The organism is Pedosphaera parvula Ellin514 (assembly GCF_000172555.1).
GTDB lineage: Bacteria > Verrucomicrobiota > Verrucomicrobiia > Limisphaerales > Pedosphaeraceae > Pedosphaera.
This window is the reverse complement of sequence record NZ_ABOX02000002.1, coordinates 278,736-297,531: the sequence shown is the minus strand read 5'-3', so window position 1 is coordinate 297,531 and position 18,796 is coordinate 278,736. Positions and strand designations below refer to the sequence as shown.

Sequence of the window (18,796 nt, the reverse complement as noted above, 5' to 3'; positions counted from 1 at the left end):
ATTTTTTCACTTCATAAAAAACCAGCTTCTGGCAACCAAAGCCAGGATTTGACCACGGAGCTTATTGGCTGTTTCTCCTGGATTCTGGTCCAACGAAAGTCACGCCTGGCAGGAAGCAAGTTCTTCCGCGTTTGTTGTTCCTGAAGGTGTAATCAGAATCTGCCCGACTTCTTTTTCTTCCGGGACGGCAGGCTCCTGGGTTTGACCGTTCCTGTTACTATTGGCATGCGGCTTTTTTGAATTCACATGCTCCCGCCGGAGCATCACTGCCGCCTGGGTTTTGCGCAGACTCTCTTTGAGCTGCTCAGCCAGCACCCGCGCTCGCGGTTCTCTTACAATTGCTCCATGGTGGCCTGGGGTGTCGTAGATCTCCAAACCCTTCCCGATCAGTTCACTCCAGCCTAGTGTTGGATCCGGGTAAATCCCCTTGATCTGTCCGGTTGCACGAAACAAGGTCGCGCTCCCGTCATATTTGGAAGGCACATACACACAGGCCGCCTGCAGTCCTTTTTTCTGCGCTTCTTTAATCGCCTTGGGCCAAAAAATGCTCTCGAACTTTTCCTTCCAACGCCGCCGCATCCGATTGAAACTCCAAATCTGGCTGCGGTACCATCTCTGCGCCTTGGTCTTAATATATGTTATTTTCTCAACACCTCGCGCAGCCCTGAAATTTCCCCAATGCAGTGCCACTCGATGCGCCAGCTGGTTCAACTTGAGTTTCCAGGCCGATACGTTCGCTAAATACCTCGGATACCCTGGCGCACGAGTATCGAAAAAGGCCAGCAACGCAACTTCCTCTCCTTTCGCTTTGAGTTGTTGGGCCATCTCGAACGCCACGAGGCCGCCGAACGATGATCCGCCAATATAATAGGGTCCGCGCGGTTGAAAGGCCTTGATTTCCTCAACATAATGGCTGGCCATTTCCTCCACGCTTTTGTGCCATGGTCGCTTGCCATTCAGACCGATCGCTTGTAAACCGTAAAACGGCTGATCAGCATCCATGTATTTGGCCAAATCCATGTATTCCAAAATATTTCCCCCCACCCCATGCACGCAGTAAAACGGTGGTTTGGCGCCATCCGCTTTAATCGGCACCAATGATAACCATGGAGATTCCCAGCCTTGCTGTCGTAGCACACCGGCCAATTGTTCGATCGTTGGCGCCTGGAACAGCGTGACCAATGGCAGGTTCTGCGGTAAATTTCTCGATTTGAGCAAAAGACGTATCGCGAGCAGCGAGTGCCGCCAGGAAAGAATCATCGCGATGCTATCGCGCATGTTAAAAATCTTTTCCCAAATCTGCGCGAGTTGCAATTCGAGGGGGTCACGCGGAGCCACTGAGCTCTTGCTCGTGCGCCGGGAATCCGGCAGTGGCAGCGCTTTCCGGTCCACCTTGCCATTCGGAGTTAAGGGAAATTTCTCCAGCACCATGAAAGCCGAAGGAATCATATACTCCGGTAGTTGCCCCTTTACGAACTGTCGCAGTGCCGCTGTGGTGACGGTCTCTGACTCCTCCAGCACCAAATAGGCTACCAGGCGTTTATCACCCGGTGCCAACTCCTGTGCCGCAACCACGACATTGCGCACAGCGGCATGCTTGCGCAACGTGCTTTCGATCTCACCAAGTTCAATCCTGTGGCCACGGATTTTCACCTGGTTGTCCATACGTCCCAGGAACTCTATTCTTCCATCCTCACGATATCTGACCAGATCGCCGCTTTTATATAAACGCGATTTTGGATCGGCCTTGAATGGATTGGGAATGAACCTTTCGCCGGTAAGCTTTTCCCGGTTCAAATATCCTCTGGCCAGTCCATCCCCGCCTATATGCAACTCTCCGGGCACACCAATTGGCACTGGCTGCAATTGGGAATCCAAAACATGGTACTGCATGTTCGCAATGCATTTGCCGATCAGCGGCACTTCAGCTTTTTCCACTCTGGTGGCTGCCGACCAAACGGTCGTTTCGGTTGGGCCATACATGTTCCACAATGACCTGCACCTGGGCAGAAGCTGCCCCGCCATCTCGTTCGACCATGCCTCCCCGCCACAGAGAATCTTGAGATTCGGACTGCCTGTCCAACCGGAATCAAGCAGGAGTTGCCAGGTGGCAGGGGTCGCCTGCAATAACGTGGCTCCACAGGCAGCGAGTTGCTTTGAGAGCCGCTTCGCGTCCATGGCTACATCAGATTTGGCAATCACCACTTTTGCTCCAACCACGAGAGGCAGCCACAATTCCAATCCTGCGGGATCAAAGGAAAGCGTGGTTACTGCCAGAATCACGTCGTCCTTTTCAAGCCCCGGTTCCTGCTGCATGCCGATTAGAAAGTTTATGAACGACCGATGCGAAATCAGCACCCCCTTCGGCTGTCCAGTTGAGCCGGATGTGAAAATCACGTAGATTGCATTCTCAGCGCTGACAGTCGTCTTGGGATTCCTCTCATCTCCTTGCTCAACGGTCAATAAATCGGAATCAAGACAAATAACGGTCGGCGTTTTCGCATTGGAACTCGTCTCGGATTCTGGAATCAGCTTGGGCAGGCTTTCCAGCAAACGTTGTTGGGTCAAAAGCACGGGCGTCCGGCAATCGTGCAGAATAAAAGCCAGACGTTCCTTTGGATAATGTGGATCCAGAGGAACGTAAGCACCTCCCGCCTTTAAAATGGCGAGCAAACCGACCACCATTTCCAACGAACGATCAACACATAATCCCACCAGCGTCTCAGGCCCCACTCCCAACCTTTTCAGGTGATGGGCTAAACGATTCGCTTTTTTGTTCAGTTCATCGTAGGTCAGTTGGCTGCTCTCAAACTGCACGGCCACCGCTTTAGGCGTCCGTTCCACCTGTGCCTCGATCAAATGGTGCAAGCACTTGGATTTTGGATAATCCTTATCCGTATCATTCCAATCACAGAGGATTTGTTTGCGCTCAGCCTCATCTAAAAGTGGAATGGCGCAGATCTGCTGTGCCGGATTCGCTGCCGCGGCTTCCAACATGGTCTTCCAATGCTTCAACCACTTTTTGATTGTGCCCGGGCCAAACAAATCCAGGTTAAAACGGCATTCGATCAGGAGATCCTTTTCCGAATCCATCAAGTCGAATGTGATATCGAAGAAGTTGCAACTTTTGGTTAACAGCCCAATTTCTGATTCCAATCCACTGAAATGGACGCCATTCGTGACCTGCACAACATTGAAAGTCATGGAAATTAATGGCAGGCGACTCGTATCTCGCGGCAGATTCAGCTTGTTCACCAGTCTGCCATAAGTGAGGTGCTGGTGCTCATAGCCTTCCAGAACCACTCGCTTGACCTCCTTCAGGTAATCTTTGAATGCGATTGCCCCATTACAACGGCTGCGAAATGGAAGGAGGTTTACACAATGACCCAGGAGCATTCTGTTTCCTGAATGGCCATGGTTCGCGGCGGCAATTTGCCCGGCAGTGGGAACGCCAATGGCAATATCCTCCTGCCCGCTCAACCGATAAAGCCAGGCATTGAAACTCGCGAGCAGATAAGTAAAAAGCGTGCACCTTTGCTCCACTGTTGCTTCTTTCAAAGTCTTATAAAGAGCGGAACTAATCACCAGGCACTCGGTGCCAGCTTTATAGGTCTTATTCAAGGGACGCGCGTTATCCGCAGGCAATTCCAGGTTGGTTGGCACAGTTTCATATTGCCGCAGCCAATACGCCTCTGCTTCCGCACTTTTCTTGCAGGCCTCTGTCCCCTGTTGCCATTCCACATATTCCTTAAATTGCATGGCTGGCGCGAGCAACCCCGCCTTTCCTTCGAGTTTTGCCGAATAGATTCTACTAACCTCATTAAAGACAACTCCCATTGACCATCCATCCATTACAATATGGTGGGATGAAATCACGAGCATATGGTATTCGGTGGAAACCTTGATTATTTTTGCGCGAAACAGCGGTCCCTTCGCCAGATCGAAGGTGAATTCATCCTCTTCCTTGAGTAGTTCTCTGATTTTTTGGTCGCGGGTTGGCTCAGCAATGGATGACAAATCCACAAATGGAACCTCGATCTCTAGATGGGCTGCAATTTGTTGCTCCTTCCCGTCGGGAAGAAAGGTGGTCCGCAAGGCATCGTGCCGATTTACAACTTCCTGAAGAGCCTGCATCAGGAATTCCTGCCTCAATTGGCCCCTAAGATGCAGGAGGAAGTTTTGGTTGAATGCGCGGGAAGCATCCGCCCCCAACTGCGCGGCCAGCCACAACTCGGTCTGCCCTTCAGTCAAGGGAAAGATCGTAGGCTCTGAACTCGTTTGGCTTTCTGATCCAGTGGATGCCGGCGGAATCTCGACCTCTTCAACTTTTCCTTGACCAACAGCTGGTGTTTCTGCGGGCAACCGGACATCGAGATATTGAGCTAAATCCTTTAAGGTGGATAACTCCTCCTGTAGCTGTCGGAATGTGACCTCGATGCCAAATCGCTTCTGAATGAACTGGCTTGCCTGTGCGAGTAAGAGGGAATAAAAACCCAGCTCCACAAATGCTTCCGAACGTGATGAATGGCAAATCTGTATTCCCGAAATTTCCTCAAAAAGCCCCTTGAGTGCATGCTCCAACCGACTGCTCCGTGTGATCCCATTCCGACTTTCTTCGATTGTGAGGGCGCTCCTTGCCACTTCGTAAACAGTCGCTACTTCTCTCATTGGATTTGCCAGGGCAGCCAATTGCCTTGTGTTCACGGCAGGAGGTTCAATCCAGAACCGGCTCCGTTCAAACGCATAGGTCGGGAGCGCAACTCGACAGCGGCTCTCCTGCTGATAGAAGCCCGGCCAATCCACGGTGGCGCCTGCGAGCCAAAGTTTTCCAAGCGCATTCAGCATTTCCTGCCCCTCGTCTTTCCCGGGCATCATGGAGGATATCACCATCTGGTCAGGAGACCTTGCCGCATGCTGAAGCACCAAAGTTGTCAACGTCTTGCCCGGTCCGACCTCCAGCAGGATCGCTTGTGAATCCTCCAATAACTTTGTAACACCTTCCGCAAATCGAACAGTCTTTCGCACATGTCGAGCCCAATAAACCGGGTCGGTTGCCTCGGCAGGGGTAATCCATTTGCCTGTGACATTCGACACGTACGGAATGGTCGGGGCTTTGAAAGTTACCTTCTTTAACAGTTCCAAAAAGGGTGACACCACCGGCTCCATCATCGTCGAATGGAACGCATGCGATGTCGATAGACGGCGGTTGCCGATGTTCCGGGCGTCCAGTTCCTTTTCCAACTTTTCAATCTGCCCGGTTGGCCCTGACACGACACACAGGTTTGCGGCATTGACTGCGCCAATGGAAAGGTCATCGACCTGCAGAGATTGCAATTCATCCTCAGACAGCCTGACCGCCAGCATCACTCCGCCAGGTTGCGCCTGCACCAACCGGGCGCGGCTGGCAACCAACCTCAGCCCTTCTTCCAACGTGAATACACCTGCCAGACAGGCGGCGACATATTCACCCACGCTATGGCCGATCATTGCTTTCGGTTTGATGCCCCATGACATCCAAAGCCTGGCCAAGGCATATTCAACCACAAACAGCGCGGGCTGGGTGGTGCGGGTTTGCACCAAAAGTTCCTTCGCCAGATCAGCCTGTTCCGGCTGGGGAAATAGAATCTGATGCAGATCCAGCTCCAGTTGTGGCTGCAGGAGTTTCCTGCAACGGTCAACTTCTTCCTTGAAAACTGGTTCAGTGCGGTAAAGGTCTGCCCCCATGCTCACATATTGTGCCCCCTGGCCTGGAAACAGGAAAAACACGGGGACATCTTTCAGAGCCGAGCGCTGTGTGAACACACGCTTGGAGTCCCCTGATTCCAGCGTCTTGATTGCATCGGCAGCATTACGGCATACCAGCATTCGCCGATGGCCAAATACCCCTCTTCCAACCTGAAGGGTGTAGGCCACGTCCGCGAGTTTGAGCCCAGGATTGGCTTTGAAATGGGCTGTCAGGTTGGCGGTCCCATCGTTCAAAGCCGACTTCGTTTTTGCTGACAGCAGCAGCAATTGCCACTCACGGGATGCACTTGAAGCAGGCATTGTCGGCGGCTCTTCCAAGACCACATGTGCATTGGTGCCCCCCAGACCGAATGAACTGACACCTGCTCGACGGGGAATCCCTCCCGGATTCCAGTCGGTCAATTGCGTATTCACAAAGAACGGGCTGTTCTCAAAATCAATTTTCGGATTGGGCTTCGTGTAATGCAGACTGGGTGGCAGCTGCTTATTTTTCAGCGCCAACACTGCCTTGATCAGTCCTGCCACGCCGGCGGCGGTATCCAAGTGACCAATATTGGACTTAACTGAACCAATCGCACAAAATTTACTTTTTCCGCCTGCGTCACCGAATGCCTGGGCCAACCTGCAATCTCAATCGGGTCGCCTAATGGTGTGCCCGTACCATGCGTTTCGACATAGGTGATGGTATCGGGGTCGAAACCGGGCTTGGGCTTGGGCGAGGGCAATGGTCTCAGCCTGACCGCCAACACTTGGAGAAGTGAAGCTCACCTTGAAGGAACCATCGTTGTTCAGCCCCACACCTTTGATTACGGCATAAATTTGATCCCCATGCTTGATAGCCTCAGCCAAACGTTTCAACACCACTATTCCCAGTCCGTCGCTCGAAACGGTTCCTTGTGCCTGAGCATCGAACGCACGACAATGTCCGTCGGAGGATGTGATCCCACCTTCCTGATAAAAATAACCGCGCTTCTGCGGAAAGGAGACAGAAATGCCGCCTGCGAGCGCCATGTCGCATTGATAGTTCAGCAAACTCTGGCACGCCTGGCACACCGCCACCAATGATGTCGAACAGGCGGTATTAACATTAATTGCAGGGCCCTTTAAATTAAGTTTATACGCAACGCGCGTCGTCAGATAATCCTTCTCGTTGCCCATCATCGTTGCCATCGGACCAACCAACTCGAGGACATCCGGACGCAAGTGCAGGTTATTAATGTAATAGGTGTTGTTTCCCATGCCGGCATACACACCAACAGAACCCGCGTACCTCTCAGGATCATACCCGGCATGCTCCAATGCCTCCCAGGCTCCTTCCAGGAAGAGTCTTTGCTGTGGATCTGTAACCTCCGCCTCCTTCGAATTCATCCCAAAGAATGCCGCATCGAACCATTCGGCATTCTTCAAAATACCACGTGCAGCAACATAACCAGGTGTTTTCCTGATTGCCGCCACATCCAATCCGGAAGCCGCCAGTTCATCATCGCTGAACGTGGAAATGGACTCCACACCAGTAGCAAGATTTCGCCAAAACTCCTCAATGTTTGAAGCGCCAGGAAACCGCCCGGTCATCCCGATGATGGCGATGCCTTCTGTCACTGTTTCTATCATATTGTAGTTCCTTTCATTTGCATTGGTGTACTGAGCCCCTTGCTTATCGGGCTCATTCGTAGATTAAATTCCTCCCAAGGTGGCTTGCTTCATCAGAAACAAACCGGCATGTCGCCTTTTGAAGTTCCGATTCCAACTCTTCTCGGGTCGATTGAAAGTCAGTCGCATTCGTGGGCAGAAAGTATGGTCCTCCAGTGCCGCCGATTTTTTGTAAGACATCGACCTACAAAAAAACGGGAGTATTCCTACAGCCTTTTCCAATGACCATTCATCACACCCCGCATACCATGGCGACGCTCATTTGAGCCTGTGTGCAATTCATCCTAGAGAAGTTTTGCATTTGTAACATAAGAAATACTTAAGAACATCATAATGAAAACACAGTGTCCGTGCTCTCGTTGTGTGGCTGCCCGCGTGCAATACCGTGGCAAGGCCCATAATCAACAATTTAAAACCAACCAATTTCGGGTTCCGAAATTTGGTTCTACTCTGAAAGCCTCAGTTCTGGTCACACTTGGTCTCGCAGCCTCGCTGGCAAGAGCATGCCACCGAGTTCTATGTCTCCCCCACGGCACCGCCTCCGGCACCGGAAGCGCCAGCAGCCCGTGGGATCTCCAGACTGCGTTGAACCAGCTTCCAGCGTTAAACCTGGTGATACCATCTGGTTGCGCGGCGGTGTTCATCGTCAGTTAAACCGTCCCACCAAGTTCACCAGCAGTTTGTCCGGCACATCCGCTGCCCCCATCACGGTCCGGCAATATCCTGGCGAACGCGCGACCATTGACGGCAACCTCACGCAAAGCACCGGTGGCTATGTCAATTATTGGGGATTCGAAGTCATGGACTCCCAACAATTCGCCAGTGGATGGATTCCGACCCGCACCAGCACTCAAACCGGCCCTTTCCCCACAACCTGGTGGGCTCCCTATGACGGCAAGCAAATCGACTTCTGCGTGAGCGGAGTCGACCTGCGAGCCCCGAACTGCAAGCTGATCAACCTGGTTATTCATGATAATATCGGTGGCGGCTTAGGCATGAATACGGCCGCTGGAAATACCGAGGTCTATGGCATGCTCTCCTATTACAATGGGTGGCAGGGTGCCGATCGTGGTCACGGTCATGGAATCTATGCACAGAACGTAGCCCCGGCAGTCAAGTATGTCGAAAACAGTCTCGTTTTTAACAACTACGCCCTGGGCATGCAAGCTACTGGATCCGCCAGTCCTATCGCCGACAACTTCACCATCGAAGGTTCCGCCTTCTTCCTGAACGGCGCACTGGCCAATTCGCATCAACAAAATCTGTTGATCGGCCCTTATCAGGGACAGGCTCAAAATCCGGTCGTCCGCACCAACTTCATTTATGACACTCAGGGAACCAGTTCAGATTTCTTTCTGGGCTATGACGGCGGTTCTGCGAATGCCATTTGCCAGGGCAATTACTTCCAGACCAGCACCATGTTCAACGCCAACGCTAACATGACTCTGGCGGGTAATACCTTCCTCAGTGCCACCATCGGCCTCACGCAGAGCAGCTATCCAAACAATAGTTACCTGACCACAACGCCAACGAAGAACGTTATCGCTGTTCGTCCTAACAAGTACGAGCCGGGACGCGCCAACATCCTCGTTTACAACTGGGAAAAGCTGAACTCCGTGGCTGTCGATGTCAGCCAGGTGCTACCTGTCGGCACGGCTTACGAAGTGCATAGCGCCCAGAACTTCTACGGCACTCCCGTAGTCAAGGGAACCTATAACGGCGGTTCGATCATGGTGCCTATGATGGGTCTCCCAGTTGCCGCTCCAGTCGGGGCCTCTGCTCCTCCTGCTGCCGGGCCGAACTTCGGCGCCTATGTTCTGTTGCCCACCAGCTCGGTAACAAATACACCTCCTCCGGCCACCAATTCGGCGCCGGTGATCTCCAGCATCGCCAACCAGACCCTCAATGCGGGCACTGCCTCTTCGGCGATCGCCTTCACTGTCAGTGATGCGCAAACGGCTGCCACCAGCCTGACCCTCGCGGGCACTTCCTCCAATCCGACGCTCGTTCCTAATGCGAACATCGTCTTTGGCGGCAGCAGCTCCAATCGCACGGTCACGGTTACTCCGGCTGCCAACCAGTCCGGCACAGCCAACATCACGGTCACCGTCAGCGACGGCAGCCTTACGAGCAGCAAAACCTTCACGGTTACTGTTTCGGCTACTCCCGTCAATACGCCTCCGGTGATTTCTACCATCACCGCTCAGACGACCGTAACCAATAAGGCCACCGCGGCGATTGCCTTCACAGTCAGTGATGCGCAAACGGCTGCCACCAGCCTGACCCTCGCGGGCACTTCCTCCAATCCGACGCTTGTTCCTAATGCGAACATCGTCTTTGGCGGCAGCAGCTCCAATCGCACGGTCACGGTTACTCCGGCTGCTAACCAGTCCGGCACGGCCAACATCACCATTACTGTGAACGACGGTAGCGCCTCCAGCACCACCACGTTCCCGCTCACGGTGACTGCCCCCACTGCTCCAGCCCAGACGGTCACAATTCCTCTGGAAGCCGAAGCCGGTCTCCTCGTCGCCCCCATGACGGTATTCACCAACGCTCAGAATTCTTCTCAGCGTTACGTTGCGACCACCACTGCTGAACAGGGCAGCGTCACGTTCATCGTGAACGTTCCTGTCGCCGGCACTTACTACATCTGGGGCAAGGTGCTTTCACCTTCGTTCGCAGCCGACTCCTTCTATGTCTCCGTGGATGGCGGCACCGAAGATGTCTATGACGATGCCGAAGGTGTCTGGTCCAATAACTGGCAATGGACAGCCGTGAACGGACGTGGCACCACTGGACAGCCACTCGCGCTGAACCCGAGAACCTTCACCCTCTCCCAGGGTAGCCACTCGATCAAGTTCCGCGGCCGCGAAGCCAATGCGACACTTGATCGTATTATCGTCTCGAACGATCCAACATTCGTGCCCAAAGACGTCGCTGCGAACAGCATCACTCTGACGGCCAATGGCAACACCACGACTCAATTCACCTCCACCTCGTTCCAGGGAACTACCAATCTGTTCAAGGACACCATCCTGGTCAGCATTGCCAGCCCCTACACGACTCAAGGCGGTACCGTGAGTTCCTGTGACGGCGGCATCCTGTATACGCCCAAGTCGGGTTTTACCGGCTCGGATACGTTTACCTTCACGCTGACTGACAGCTCGGGTAATAGCAGCAGTGCTACTGCAACGATCACCGTTCAGGCGGCTCCCGTTCGCACAGCCAGCGTTCCCCTGCAAAAACAGGCCGACGGCTCAGTCCAGGTGGTCTTGAAGGGCAATCCTGGAACCAATTACAATCTCCAGGTCTCCTCCGATCTGCAGACCTGGGTGACCTTGGGCAATGTAAGTGCCGGCAACGACGGACTGATTGCGTTCACTGATAACAGTGCATCGTCCTTTCGGTCCAAGTTCTATCGCACTATCTAAGTATAACCAGCCAGTCGAGCACTGGTCTTAAATCTGCGCCGCTGGTCGGGCAATTTCACCGAATTGCCTGCCAGCGGCGCAAAACTTTTTATAAGCCTTCGCATCCTCTGTCGCCAGGCTGTTCGAGGAACCTTTTGGCGCGATTGGCATGCTGTAATCCACCGGCATTAAGTCAACGTGTGGTTCGCTCAAATATGGAATCCGTTGGCAGGGGCCCTATCCACGACCTCACCCAACCCAGAACAAACCCTCCTCCGTATCCGAAATGCATCGAGCACAACGCCAACACTATTCCCGGCCAAAGTTTTCGGTCCTTTGATGCTGTTTGCAGGAATGACACCACACCGAGCACGGAAAGATATATCCCCAAGCCACCCGACAACCCATACAATGCGTACAGGGTAAAAGGGGCAGCCAATGCGCAACCGGTGATGAACAACACGAACAAGGCCGGCACGAAATGCCGCGCGCTGGCCTGTTTCGGGTGCTTCTTCACCACCCTGACTTTCCAATAACCATATTGCGCGAACTGCATGAACAATTTTTTAAAGCTGTCACGCACGTGATATTTCACCTTGATGGAGGTACACTGATAGATGCGACCGGAGGCCTTGCGCAACCGAAAACTCAGTTCATCATCCTGGTTTCGCACCATTTCCTCATCAAAACCTCCCACCTTGCGTAATCTCTCCACCCGCCAACAACCACCATGCACTGCATCGACCTCGCGCACCGTTTCCACCCCATCCACAGCCTTGAGCGCCGTTCCGCCAATTCCCACCGGAGAATAATACGCAGCTCCGATGGCGCTTTGTATATACCCCGATCCGATCGGAACCAGGGTGCCCCCGACACTATCGGCCCCCAGTCGCTCTCTCAGTAGCACCACTCGGCGGAGATAGTCCTTGGGATATTCACAGTGTCCGTCCAACCGAACAATGATCTCCCCTCGCGCGCAGCCGATCGCCCGATTCAATCCTGTCGAAACGATGCGGTCAGGATTGTAAATCAAACGCAGGTTCCCATGTCCTCTTTGAAACGAGACTATAATATCACGGGTCTGGTCGGTCGATGCTCCGTCAGCAACAATGATTTCCATCCGCTCGGATGGATAGTCCTGCTTAAGCACTGCATCGAGTATGCCTCCGATGTAACGCTCTTCGTTAAACACCGGCATGATAATACTCACGAACGGAAGTTCCCGCGCGATTTCGTTTTGAGGCAAAAAAGATTTTTCCAATCCCGCTTCCATATTCCTTGAATGGCCGCTCGCTCTTGTTTCAGGAAACGAGACCCGCCTGCTCAGCGTTCATCTTGATTTGTTTATGTTGTTCCGGCTTCAATTTGGAAATAACCGCCCTGATTTTTCCCCGTTCTGTCCGGGGTATCTCGTTAACCTTCTCGATGACCACATTTACTCTCCCCCAACCTTTCCACAAACCGTCTCGTATCATTGCCTCATCTTCTGCATTAAAACTGCCTGTCCCCACCACCTTGACTGTAAATCGATCCAAATCCTCCTGAACGACCTGCCCCTCCAAAACATTGGGCATATTGATAAACATCCAATGGAATCGAACCATTTCGCGACCATCAGGTCCTACTACCACGTCCTCCAATCGTCCAACCAACTCTTTTAGTATTGGTAATTGATCCCGCCCACATTGGCAGTTCCCTTCGGCCCAGACGCCGATATCTCCAATCTCATATCGAATAAGTGGCTGCGTCTCATTCAGCAACGAGGTGCATAAAATTCTGCCTTCCTGCCCTGGAGGAACGGGTTTTCCTTCATCATCGACAATTTCCATCACTCCAAAATCGGGACTGACATGCAAACTGCCATGCTTGCATTCCGTGGCCAGCACACAGTTTTCAACGGCGCCATACTCTTCATAGGCACGCGCCCGGAAAGCCTGCCTGATTACTCCCTTCATTTCCGGCGTCAGTTTCTCACTGCACAAGACCAGGGCATCTGGTGCGTAATTCAGTTTGATTCCCTGCTCATTCATCATCCTGGCGAGCTGGTAATAGGAATTCGCGTACCCGGTCAGCAGCCGGGGCTGGTGAGTGTTGAACGCCTTCACATAATCCGGCACGTGCGCGGGTGCAATGTGATAGGCTGAAAAATAAGCCTGGCGCTCAGCCCAATTATACCGATGGAACGGAGGTTGGGCCACTCCTCTGGGAACAACCATCCTGCCGCCGATCATGGCCCGAGACGCATGAATCGTTGACCCAGCCCAGTTAAACGACCGTGCCTCCCTGGCCGCAATAAATCTCCTATGATCCTCCGCTGAGCATATGGAAGTGATCGGCGTTCCTGTACTGCCGCTGCTGTGATAGCGATGGAGCTTGCCTCCCGCCAGGGCACAACTGGCAACAAATGCATCCGGAGCCGCTCTTAAATCTGATTTGGACGTGATCGGCAACTTCGACAACCCCTCGACTGTCATCCGATCCAGGTCGTAAAGAGTAACGCCGACGGAGGCCCATGCCTTCTTGTAATAGGGCACCTCCTTATAAGCTCGGATGAGAACCCGCTGCAACTCCCCTGCGACATATCCTTGCATTCTTTCTGCTGTCCAGCCCGAGCGCTTTTGAAACCCAGTCACATATTTACCGAAATCCCCGCCTAATCGCTCGTGCCTCCAAGCCAGGCCATAGAGCGATATTCCAAGGTTTTGAATTGGAATGGGAACAAAGGGATAAATCTTTTCAAGATAATGTGCCATAGCTCACATCCACGATTGCCGGCTTGGGTTCACCTGCCATGATTGCTTCCAGCCAATCCGCCTGTTGTTGGATAACATGATGTTGTTCAAACGTGGCGAGAAAACGCTTTCTCGCATTCAACGACATTTCCCTACGCAGGTCGGGATTACTCATCAGAGCATAAAGCTTATCCGCCAGGGATTGCGGATCATCCGGGGAGACCAGGAACCCATCCACGCCATCTCTTACAATTTCAACAATGCCTCCCACTTTCGAAGCAATGATGGGTGTTCCCACGGCCATCGATTCGATGTTAACCAGGCCAAAAGCCTCATTTCTGCTTGGCACAATGGTAGCCACCGCGGTCGCCATCCGATTTAGAACTTTGGGATGTGCCAGCCTGCCGACAAATGTGCAGTGTTTCTCGACGCCCAGACTGCGGGCCAATTGTTGTAAATCAACCAGGGCAGGCCCATCCCCTACAAAATCGACATGAAATGACGCGGTCTTACTTTTTAGAATTGCGAGTGCCCGAATCAGCACGTCCTGTCCCTTGGATGGGAATAGCCTCCCGACACAAACAAACCTTCCCTTTTCAGGATGCAGGTCTTTAAGTTGAGTCGTCAGTTTTGGATCAGCCAGCGAGTTAAAGAGAACACTGCATTTTGAGGCCAAAACTCCATACGTCTCCTGAACATCTTTCGCGCTGGCAACTGAATTCGCCGCCACGTGAGTGGCAGCACGGTACACCACCCGCTTCCGCAGCCGAAGTAACTTCTGTCTCCATTGTGGCGCCACGTTATCCTGCGCTAATTGACCGCTAATCGTGTGATACCATGCTATACGCGCAGGCACCCTCGTAAGCCATCCAGTTAACATCATGATATTGACGGCACCAAAATTTGAAATCATGCAGGCCGGCCGATATTTCCGGATCAACCGGAATAAAAAGAGCATGTCAACAATTCGGGTTGGCCGCTCTGAAGGCCAGGTGTAGATGGCGGGATTGGCTGTGTGATCCTCCAGGTCCAGTCGGCGATGCGGCGCAAGAATTACGACCTGCTCTCCCCTCCGCACCAACTCGTTTGCCAAAGCAACAAAATGGTGAGGCACCGGATTGTCCGCCAGTGTGGTCCCTATGAAGTAACAGTGTGATTTCACAACGATCGCCGCTTCGTCATTGGAGTCAACGCCTCGTTTTCATTGCTCCTGAATACATCCCGATGATGATGATCTGAGAGTCGTGACTTTGCGATGGACTGAAACAATGCTTCCCATTGAGGCAACACAACCGACCAGTCGTGCTGTTCAGCTTTTGTGCGTCCATTTTTGGATAGTTGTCTGCCCAGAGCCGGGTTGGTTAATATGCGTCTCGTCGCGAGCGCCATCGCTTCGGCATTATTGGACGGGGTCAATAAGGAGTTGTAACCGTCATCCAGGAGGTAAGGCAATCCGCCAACATTGGTGCTGACCACACACAACCCGCAGGCCATCGCCTCAATCACACTCACCGGGGCATTATCAACATTTGTGGTGTTCAGAAAAATATCTCCGCGGTTCAACCATTCCCCAACCTTCTCCTTTGGCACCCCTCCCGCAATCGTAATTCTATCCGCAACTCCCAGGGCGTATGCCTGATTTTGAGTCTGCTTCAAACTCCCATCCCCTTTGTCCGGGCCTATCATGGTTAGCTGTACTTCCGGAAATTTGTCTGCCAAAAACCGAACCACCCGAACAGCGAGCGAGGGGTTATAAATCTCATGAAACGCGCGTAGCCACACCAGCTTTGGTTGCGCCGGATCTCTGATTTTACATTCATACCGCTGCAGATCCAATGCATTGGGCAGAAGCAGAAGATCACCTCGATAATGAATCATCTGCTCCAACAAATATCTGGATGGAGTGGTCACCACTTCCGCGAATGATAGTAATTTTGTTACACGCTTCGGCCATTCCTTGGAGAACCTGGGAAGATTCCCGCCGTGGAGTGTGAGGACATATGGCTTTTTCAAACTCCGCAGCAAAGCGCAGGTAAGTTCAGCCCAAATGAAGGCTGGCCCACTGTAAACATCCACCTGGGCTACTTTGTATTCATGCCGAACCTTGAATATGGTTCGGAGCATATCGCAGATTCTCAGGATTTTATTCGGCTTGTTCGACGTGGTTAATACTTTGGTTGCGCTGGCGGACAACCTTAAAGCCAGCTCCTCACATACGCCGCGTGACCCACCGGAAGCGGAAAGAAAGTTTCCCACCAACAACACGGGAACATTCATATTCTCTCCTGTCCCCGACCGTTCAAAACCGTTTCGTATATTTGATCCAGTTGCTTGATTATTCGGCCTTCGCTGTAGTTCTCCAATACATGCTGCTTAAACTGGTTGCCCAGCGCCGCTCGTTTCACGCAGGATTTGATTAATGTCAGAATCGCCTTGCCCAGCAATTCCGGGGCTGAAGGCGGCACCAGCAACCCGCACCGCCCCTCATCCAGAATTTCAGCGCACTGCCCCACCCTCGTCGCAACCACCGCCAATCCCGCAAAACCGTATTCGATCAATGCCAATGGCGCTCCCTCAGATAAGGAACTCAGCACGCCCACTTCGCAATTTCTCAGGATCTCATGAACGTCAGCGCGCGAACCCAGCCACGTAACGTTCGCGGCCAGTCCGCTCTCGGCAATGATTTTATGGACCTGTGCCGAATAGATTTTATCTCCGGACCTGCCAAGCAGCAGCAGATGGGTTTCAGGCATTTCCTTTACCACCCACCGCATCGCTTCCAACAGTGTGGGATGATCCTTTTCAGGGCGCAGGTTTGCCACACAAACAATTCTCAGCCCGAAATTACCAGGAAGTTCAGGATGTTTTCCAATTGCTCTGGGTTCCGATACAAAATTTGGAACGCGCCAGACTCGGTCGGTTTCCACGCGCAAACGCTCTCTCGACCATTGTGCCAGTGGCTGGCTGACGGTGATCACCCCCGCAACTCGGCGCGTGGCTAATCTATATAGCCAGACCGGTCGCGTTTCGGTTGCATATCTGCCGAAATGATCGTGCCATACAACTGCTGGATAAGGTTTCAGCAGGGAAACCAGAACCGCCGTGAATAGGGACGTCCCATGCGCATGTAAAATCTTGATTTTATGTTCCTGAATGTATTCCGCGAGACGCCGGATGGCCCGTAAGTCCAGTCTGCCCCGTCGTTGCAAATCCAATCTATGAACATCTGAATTGACCAGGCTGGCCAGCGGCCCTCCTTCACGCGTGCAGCAGAGGTGCGAATGGTAACGTTCCCGCGGCAGGCTGTTTGCCAGATTTACTGCCACACGTTCCAATCCCCCCGGAGCAAGTGAGTCTGTCACCTGCATAACGCCTACAAGCTTCATTTGGCAAACACCTCCTCCTGACTTTTATCCGCCGCTTTTGGAGCCATCTCGAAGCCCCACTCCTCGCTCATCAGCTTACGGAGTGCCTCGCACAAACCGTCGAGAGAATAGCATTGAGCCCATGCTGCTGCTCTCACCGCCATGGCAGCAGACTCCTTCTCATTCTCCGTGATCCATTCCAACCTCCTGGCGAGCGCTTCCGCATCTCTCACAGGCACGAGCAGGCCGCGTCCCTCTCCGAGCATTTGTGGCATTATTCCGCGTTCAGTTCCGATACAAACCAGACCGAAAGCCATTCCTTCAACCAGGGCCTTCCCCCAACCTTCGACGCTGGATGCCAGCACCAGAACATTTGCCTGTTCGTAATAGTTCAAGACGCTTTCGAATGCCAGTCCCCCTGTAAAAGTTACTCGCTGGCTCAAACCAAGGCGGATTGTCTGCGCCTCCAATGCACTTCTTTCTGGTCCGTCACCAACAATGGTGCATTCCACTGCTTTGCCGGCAGCCTTTACCTTCGCCACGGCCGTCAACAACACATCCACATTTTTGGAAGCGGAAAGCCGTCCGACATAAATTACCTTGAGAGAATTAAAGGGTTTATACTGGCTTGCAGCTTGACGAGCCCTCGCCAGCTGGTCCCGGGTCAGAACCGAAGTAAAAAAAGGTTTCACTTTAGCCGGCTGATTCGGCCATCGTCCATAAATGGTCACCAACCCGCGCCACCAGAATGACCGCAGGATGTTCCTTTGAAGCCTCCATGCCCATGCTTCACCCTTAAACGGCAGCCATTCTGATGCATACTTCGCAATGAGATGACGTGAAAAAATTGGAGCCAAAATAATTCCCAACAATCCAAGGTCGCAGGGGCACCGCACATGAATCACATCTGCCCGTCGCATATAACCTGCCAGTTGCCAGATGACTCGAGGCAACAAACAAAATTGTTTCCACCTGGCCCCAACCCCACTGGCCTGGGTCTCAGATACTGGAACAATCCGGATATTTTCTCGCTGGAATGGAATGCAATCCCCGGTCGGTCGTCCTTGCAGGAGTGAGCCTGCAATTGTGACTTCGGAAAAAATCTCCGCCCATTTCTCCAGTTCCCGAGCATAAGGGCCAGACGCATACAGCTTCCCTTGGTATTGGTAATGATTGACTCTGGCGACCACCAGAAGCTTTTTGGAATGGAGCATATACGTTCTAAGCACCCTATACCGATTGATTCCGCACTTTGGCCACGAAAGCCAGTCCAGCCATCTTCTTCTCGCGAACGCTGCCAGTCGTTACGGTTATATAATCTTCGGAACCCAAATTGTTGATGGTCACGGCGGGAATGCCGCTAACGGTGCAATGAGGTAATACGTTTCGATTTACAACTGAGTTCGCTCCGATGCAGACATCGCTGCCTATGATAATTTTTCCGACCACCACGGCATTGGCACCGAAGTAAACCCGATCTCCAATCACCGGCACACCTCGTCGCTCCCCCCTGCCGGAAACTCCTATGGTAACCCCCTGGCTGATGCAACAATCAGCCCCAATTACCGTTGCGGCATTCACTACACGAAACCCGCAATGCGGCAGGTGCAATCCTGGTCCGATCACTGCCGTGCAGGGAAGAATGATGCCGGTCGCAATTTCCACCAACTTGCGCCACGGCAACATCAGAACTCGCATGGGAATTTTGATAATCCCCGGCAAATTACTCCGCTGCAAAGCCGCCTCAATTCGATATTCCAACAATGCCCACAGTCCCTGCTCCAACAACAATTGCTTCCACCAGCTCCCTTGATTGAGCAGGGCGTATTTTTGCAAATCGCATCGAAAATCCGAAAGCCAGTTCATGATTAAATGTGATCTGTCAGGCGAA

At 52.7% G+C, this 18,796-nt stretch carries 11 protein-coding genes and 1 pseudogene; 1 reads left to right on the top strand and 11 read right to left on the bottom strand.

Annotated elements, in window-relative coordinates:
• Positions 1 to 99 precede the first annotated feature (99 nt).
• The 3 genes and pseudogenes from CFLAV_RS37325 to CFLAV_RS31685 all read right to left on the bottom strand — a co-directional run bounded on the left by CFLAV_RS37325 (position 100) and on the right by CFLAV_RS31685 (position 7,356).
• On the bottom strand, positions 100 to 4,668 hold the full coding sequence (locus CFLAV_RS37325) for a non-ribosomal peptide synthetase (RefSeq protein ID WP_341849380.1): 4,569 nt from the start codon (positions 4,666 to 4,668) through the stop codon (positions 100 to 102).
• Positions 4,669 to 4,818: 150 nt separating this feature from the next.
• Positions 4,819 to 6,494: pseudogene (locus CFLAV_RS37320) on the bottom strand (type I polyketide synthase); the annotation flags it as partial.
• The gene (locus CFLAV_RS31685; protein ID WP_007412987.1) at positions 6,376 to 7,356 is read right to left on the bottom strand and encodes a beta-ketoacyl synthase N-terminal-like domain-containing protein; all 981 of its coding nucleotides are present in this window, start codon (positions 7,354 to 7,356) and stop codon (positions 6,376 to 6,378) included. The gene CFLAV_RS31685 and the pseudogene CFLAV_RS37320, both read right to left, overlap by 119 nt.
• Positions 7,357 to 7,898: 542 nt before the next feature.
• Between CFLAV_RS31685 and CFLAV_RS02305 the strand changes: the two genes are divergently transcribed.
• Positions 7,899 to 10,829: an Ig-like domain-containing protein gene (locus CFLAV_RS02305; RefSeq protein ID WP_150107226.1), complete on the top strand. Its 2,931-nt coding sequence runs from the start codon at positions 7,899 to 7,901 to the stop codon at positions 10,827 to 10,829.
• Positions 10,830 to 10,856: 27 nt separating this feature from the next.
• Here CFLAV_RS02305 and CFLAV_RS36795 read toward each other — a convergent pair whose 3' ends face one another.
• From CFLAV_RS36795 to CFLAV_RS02270, 8 genes are read right to left on the bottom strand one after another with little or no spacing between them, the layout of a single operon-like run.
• Complete coding sequence (locus CFLAV_RS36795; protein ID WP_272941463.1) at positions 10,857 to 10,979, bottom strand: hypothetical protein; 123 nt, start codon at positions 10,977 to 10,979, stop codon at positions 10,857 to 10,859.
• Positions 10,980 to 11,001: 22 nt separating this feature from the next.
• Positions 11,002 to 12,054 carry a glycosyltransferase family 2 protein gene (locus CFLAV_RS02300; RefSeq protein ID WP_160164457.1) on the bottom strand — a complete coding sequence of 351 codons (1,053 nt, stop codon included), beginning with the start codon at positions 12,052 to 12,054 and terminating at the stop codon, positions 11,002 to 11,004.
• A gap of 55 nt (positions 12,055 to 12,109) precedes the next feature.
• Positions 12,110 to 13,561 carry a phenylacetate--CoA ligase family protein gene (locus CFLAV_RS02295; protein ID WP_007412983.1) on the bottom strand — a complete coding sequence of 484 codons (1,452 nt, stop codon included), beginning with the start codon at positions 13,559 to 13,561 and terminating at the stop codon, positions 12,110 to 12,112.
• Positions 13,545 to 14,702, bottom strand: a complete 1,158-nt coding sequence (locus CFLAV_RS02290; protein WP_007412982.1) for a glycosyltransferase family 4 protein — start codon at positions 14,700 to 14,702, stop codon at positions 13,545 to 13,547. The genes CFLAV_RS02295 and CFLAV_RS02290 overlap by 17 nt, the downstream gene beginning before the upstream one ends.
• Positions 14,699 to 15,817 (bottom strand): glycosyltransferase family 4 protein, encoded by a 1,119-nt coding sequence (locus CFLAV_RS02285; protein ID WP_007412981.1) that lies wholly within the window; start codon positions 15,815 to 15,817, stop codon positions 14,699 to 14,701. Before CFLAV_RS02285 ends, CFLAV_RS02290 begins: the two co-directional genes overlap by 4 nt.
• Positions 15,814 to 16,902, bottom strand: coding sequence for a glycosyltransferase family 4 protein (locus CFLAV_RS02280; protein WP_160164456.1), 1,089 nt, complete (start codon positions 16,900 to 16,902; stop codon positions 15,814 to 15,816). Before CFLAV_RS02280 ends, CFLAV_RS02285 begins: the two co-directional genes overlap by 4 nt.
• 20 nt (positions 16,903 to 16,922) lie before the next feature.
• Positions 16,923 to 18,119: a glycosyltransferase gene (locus CFLAV_RS02275; RefSeq protein WP_007412979.1), complete on the bottom strand. Its 1,197-nt coding sequence runs from the start codon at positions 18,117 to 18,119 to the stop codon at positions 16,923 to 16,925.
• A gap of 16 nt (positions 18,120 to 18,135) precedes the next feature.
• Positions 18,136 to 18,771, bottom strand: coding sequence for a serine O-acetyltransferase (locus tag CFLAV_RS02270; RefSeq protein ID WP_007412978.1), 636 nt, complete (start codon positions 18,769 to 18,771; stop codon positions 18,136 to 18,138).
• Positions 18,772 to 18,796 lie beyond the last annotated feature (25 nt).